Below are 4,168 nucleotides of genomic sequence, written 5' to 3' on the forward strand. Positions count from 1 at the left end.
CTTCGCCGCCGTGGTCGGCGCGCGGCATGCGGTGGCCTGCGCCAACGGCACGGCGGCCCTGCACCTGGCGATGCTGGCGCTGGAGGTGCAGCCGGGCGAGGTTTGCATCGCACCGTCGATCACCTTCCTGGCCACCGCCAACTGCGCCCGCTACAACGGCGCCGAGGTGGTGTTCGCCGACGTCGATCCCGACAGCGGCCTGATGACCCCGGACACCCTCGCCGCGGCGATCACGCGGCTGGACGGGCGGCGACTGCGCGCCGTGCTGCCGGTGCACCTGCGTGGCGACGTCGCCGACCTGCCAGGGCTGCGCGCCGTCGCCGAATCCGCAGGCGCCGTGTTGGTCGAGGACGCGCCGCATGCGCTGGGCTCGCGTCTCACCACCCCTGGTCACGAAGAATGGGTCGGCGGCGTCGGATGTTCGGCCATGGCCACCTTCTCGTTCCATCCCGTGAAGACCATCGCCACCGGCGAAGGCGGCATGATCACCACCAACGACGCGCATCTGGCCCGACGCCTGCGGGTCCTTCGCAGCCATGGGATGGTGCGCCCGGCCGGCGCCGACCCGTGGATCTATGAGATGCCGGAGCCCGGCTTCAACTACCGACTGCCGGACATCCTCTGCGCACTCGGCCAATCGCAGTTGGCCAAGCTGTCGCGCTTCGCCGCGCGACGCCGCGCTCTGGCCGCCCGTTACGCCGAGCGGCTCGCCGGCCTGGCGCCGCTGGTGCGCCTCGCCGCCTCGCCCGCCTGGAGCGATCCGGTGCTGCACCTGATGTGTGTGCTGGTCGACTTTGAAGCCGCCGGCGTCACCCGCCGGGCCGTCATGGAAGCGATGCGCGCCGAGGGCGTCGGCAGCCAGGTGCACTACATCCCCGTTCACACCCAGCCCTACTACGCCCAGCGTTACGGGCCGCTGCATCTGCCCGGCGCCGACGCCTGGTACGCCCGCTGCCTGTCCCTGCCGCTGTTTCCGGGGATGGATGACGCCGACGTGGACCGCTCGGTGGACGCCCTGGCGCGGGCGTTGGGTCGCTAACCCTCCTTCCGCTCCATCCCGGCGAAAGTCGGACCCAAGCTGGCTATCCACGCAGGAGACCACGCCATGTACATCGCTGCGCCGTCCCGCGAGGAACGCCCGGAGATTCTGCGGGAGGCCATGCGCGACATCCAGTTCGCGGCCCTGGTGATCGCCGGAACCGATGGACTGACAGCGTCTCATATACCGCTGCTGGTGCGCCAGGCGGATGACGGCGGCTTGGCGCTGGAAGGCCACGTGGCCCGACCCATCGACCTGTGGAGACAGGCGCTAAGCGGCCGCCCGGCGCTGGCCATCTTCCAGGGCCCGCAGGCCTACGTCCATCCCGGTTGGTATCCCAGCAAGCAGGTCGACGGCCGCGCGGTGCCGACCTGGAACTACATCGCGGTGCACGCGCACGGCACGCTGGAAGCGGTAGAGGACGAGGTTTGGCTGCGTCGACATCTGACCGAGCTCACGGCGCGCAACGAGGCTGACCGCGACGCCCCCTGGGCGATCACCGACGCCCCGGCGGACTACGTGGCTGGCATGCTGCGCGCGATCGTCGGTCTGCGGCTGTCGGTCGAGAGGGTCGACGGTAATTGGAAGATGGCCCAGCGTCATCCGCTAGAGAATCGGCGAGGCGTGATCGAAGGTCTCTCGACGTCTTCGAACCCTCGCGACCACGAGGTCGCCGCGGTGATGCGCGCGCTGGACGGCGGTTAGGGTCGCGCTCAGGCGGCCAGGGTGGCGGCTTGGATCATGTCGCGGACCTGGGCCATCTGCTCCGGTGAGCGCGCGAGTTCGCCGCGGATGTCGTCCTGACGCAGCAGCTTCATCGCCTCGACGCGGGCGCGGTCAGCGGCCGGGCCCAGCGGCGCGGCCTCGCCGGCGGCCAGCCGCAACAGCAGCGAAATGCGATGCAGGGCCGGCGCCTGGGCCTTGGCCACCGCGGCGACCAGCTTGGCGTCCGCCTCGACCAGCCCGCCCAATTCGCCGAGCTTGACCTGGATCGGCTCGAAGTCCTCCACCACCAGACCAGACCGCGCCACGGAACGCTGCAGGTCCGCAAGGTTGGCCAAGCGGGTCGCCGGGCTGTCCGGGCTGTTGCGGACGTCCTTTTCGAAACGCAGGGCGGAGATCAGAGCGGCCAGCCAACGTCCGGCCTGGCGCTTGTTGGCCGAGCCGATGACGTTCTCCACCAGCCAGATCAGCGCCCCCGCCTCGGCGCGCGCAGAACGGTCTTCGCCCAGGAACGCGTCGACGAAATCGCCGGTGACCAGGGTCTTGGAGCGGGCGGCGAAGGCTGACTGGACGTCGTCAACCGGCAGCATGTCGCCGGCCGCGGCGGTCAGCGCCATGGCCAGACCGCGCAAGATGTCGATCTCGCCTTCGGCGTCGGAGGGACGCAGGCGGCGTGGACCCATCAGCTCGCGCAGGACGCGCCGCGCGATGGCGGTGCGCACGTCGGCGAAGTCCTCCGCGGCCAGGCAGCGGCCCAGGCGCTCGGCCGCGGGCGACAGCTTAGGCATCACCTTGGCGACCGAAGGCTCGACGGCGATCAACGCGTCCACGGCGTCGGCGGCGGCCAGGCGGGTCATCGCCGCGAGCGTGCCCCCCAGGTCAAGGTCATGGCCGAGAATGTCGTCCAGTCCCACCTTGGAGCCGAGGATCTCGGCCAGCAGTTGTTCGATGGTCGACAGCGCCAGCGCCCTGGGCGGACCGACGGCCGGCGCGACATCCACCAGGTCCAGCAGCCGCGAGACCTTCTCGGTCCAGGTGCGGGCCGACGCCAGCGAGGCCGCGACGCCGGCGCCCAGCAGATAGCCGCGCTCCGGCTCGCGCATCAGGCGCTCGGCGGCGACGGCGAAGCCTTCCTTCTCGATGTTCGGCAGCAGGCCTTGGCGGTTGTCCTTCAGCAGCCGCTCGATGGCGCGTTCGACCAGCTTCTGGAAGCTGCGGATCAGCTCGTGGACCGAGATGCCGCGATCCTGGGCCTCGGGAATCGCGATCTTCTGCAGGGCATGCTGCAGGTCGGTGCCGGACGCCTCCAGCTTCTCGACCAGATCAGGACGGTGAAGCAGCTCGAACGGCGTGGCCCGGTTTCGCTCCAGCCAAGCGTCCAGCAGCCGGCCGATGCGGTCACGCGCATGGGCCGAGTAGAGATCCTGCGGGGTGACGCACAACGGTTCGAGGTCCTCGCGGACCTTCTTGGCCTTCGGCTGGTCGGGATCGCCCAGCGCCAGGATCGACACGCTTCGGAACTCGCGGGTCTCGGCGTCGAGGGTCTCCTTGGTGACCTTCACCGCGATGGCGCGGCCCTCGGCCATCATCTCCTGCGCCGCGCTGACCGCCTGCGTGCGATCTTCGGTCGCCAGCTCCAGCGACCAGCCCGAGCCCGGCTTGCGCCGGACGCAGACCTCGAAGTGCACCTGCGCGCCGTCCATGAGAGACTCTCCCTACGGTGCGAAAGTCGCCGAACAAGCTTAATGCTGCGTCACCGCTTGGAAATGCGGCGCCCCATTGAGGTCACTGTGTCGGCCGACTAGCTTCCAGCCTCGCAAGGAGACGCGAACTTCAGATGGCCAAGATCACGCTCGTCGACGACGACGAGAACATTGTCACCTCGGTGGGCCTCGCCCTCGAGAGCCACGGTCATACGGTAAAGTCGTACTACGACGGCGCCGCCGGCCTGGCCGCGCTGGAGAACGATCCGCCGGACCTGGCCATCCTCGACGTGAAGATGCCGCGCATGGACGGCATGGAAGTGCTGCGTCGCCTGCGCCGCACCACCGACCTGCCGGTGATTATCCTGACGTCGAAGGACGAGGAGATCGACGAGATCCTCGGCTTCAACCTCGGCGCCGACGACTACAACCACAAGCCGTTCAGCCAGCGCCTGCTGATCGAGCGGGTGAAGGCGCTGCTGCGGCGCGCCGGCGCCGACGGCGAGGAGCCGGCGCCGATCGCCGGCGACGCCGCGCGGGCGATCAAGCGAGGCAAGCTGACGCTCGATCCGGCGCGTCACGACTGCCTGTGGGACGGCCGTCCGGTGAAGCTCACGGTGACCGAGTTCCTGCTGCTGCTGTCGCTGGCCCAGCGGCCCGGCTTCGTGAAGAGCCGCGACAACCTGATGGACGCCGCCTACGT

General features: G+C 69.7%; 4 protein-coding genes. 3 read left to right on the forward strand and 1 reads right to left on the reverse strand.

From position 1 onward, the window contains the following. Together Q8M88_RS17270 and Q8M88_RS17275 are read left to right on the forward strand one after the other, a co-directional pair. Positions 1-1,039: aminotransferase class I/II-fold pyridoxal phosphate-dependent enzyme (locus Q8M88_RS17270; RefSeq protein ID WP_305598391.1), on the forward strand; the 1,039-nt coding region annotated here is incomplete at its 5' end. A 66-nt stretch (positions 1,040-1,105) separates the two neighbouring features. Next, complete coding sequence (locus Q8M88_RS17275; protein WP_305598392.1) at positions 1,106-1,744, forward strand: FMN-binding negative transcriptional regulator; 639 nt, start codon at positions 1,106-1,108, stop codon at positions 1,742-1,744. An 8-nt stretch (positions 1,745-1,752) separates the two neighbouring features. On the opposite strand, the gene Q8M88_RS17280 is transcribed toward Q8M88_RS17275, so the two are convergent. Beyond that, a complete protein-coding gene (locus Q8M88_RS17280; RefSeq protein ID WP_305598393.1) occupies positions 1,753-3,465 on the reverse strand; it encodes a hypothetical protein in 1,713 nt (570 codons plus the stop codon). 134 nt (positions 3,466-3,599) lie between these two features. On the opposite strand from Q8M88_RS17280, the gene Q8M88_RS17285 reads away from it, so the two are divergent. Beyond that, the coding region (locus Q8M88_RS17285; RefSeq protein WP_305598394.1) for a response regulator transcription factor at positions 3,600-4,168 on the forward strand (569 nt) is incomplete at its 3' end.

The organism is Phenylobacterium sp., from assembly GCF_030693805.1.
Classification (GTDB): Bacteria; Pseudomonadota; Alphaproteobacteria; order Caulobacterales; family Caulobacteraceae; genus Phenylobacterium.

Excerpts from the sequence above, each read along its gene's own strand:
- Q8M88_RS17275 (WP_305598392.1), top strand. The coding sequence starts at position 1,106 with ATGTACATCGCTGCGCCGTCCCGCGAGGAACGCCCGGAGATTCTGCGG.
- Q8M88_RS17280 (WP_305598393.1), bottom strand. The coding sequence starts at position 3,465 with ATGGACGGCGCGCAGGTGCACTTCGAGGTCTGCGTCCGGCGCAAGCCG.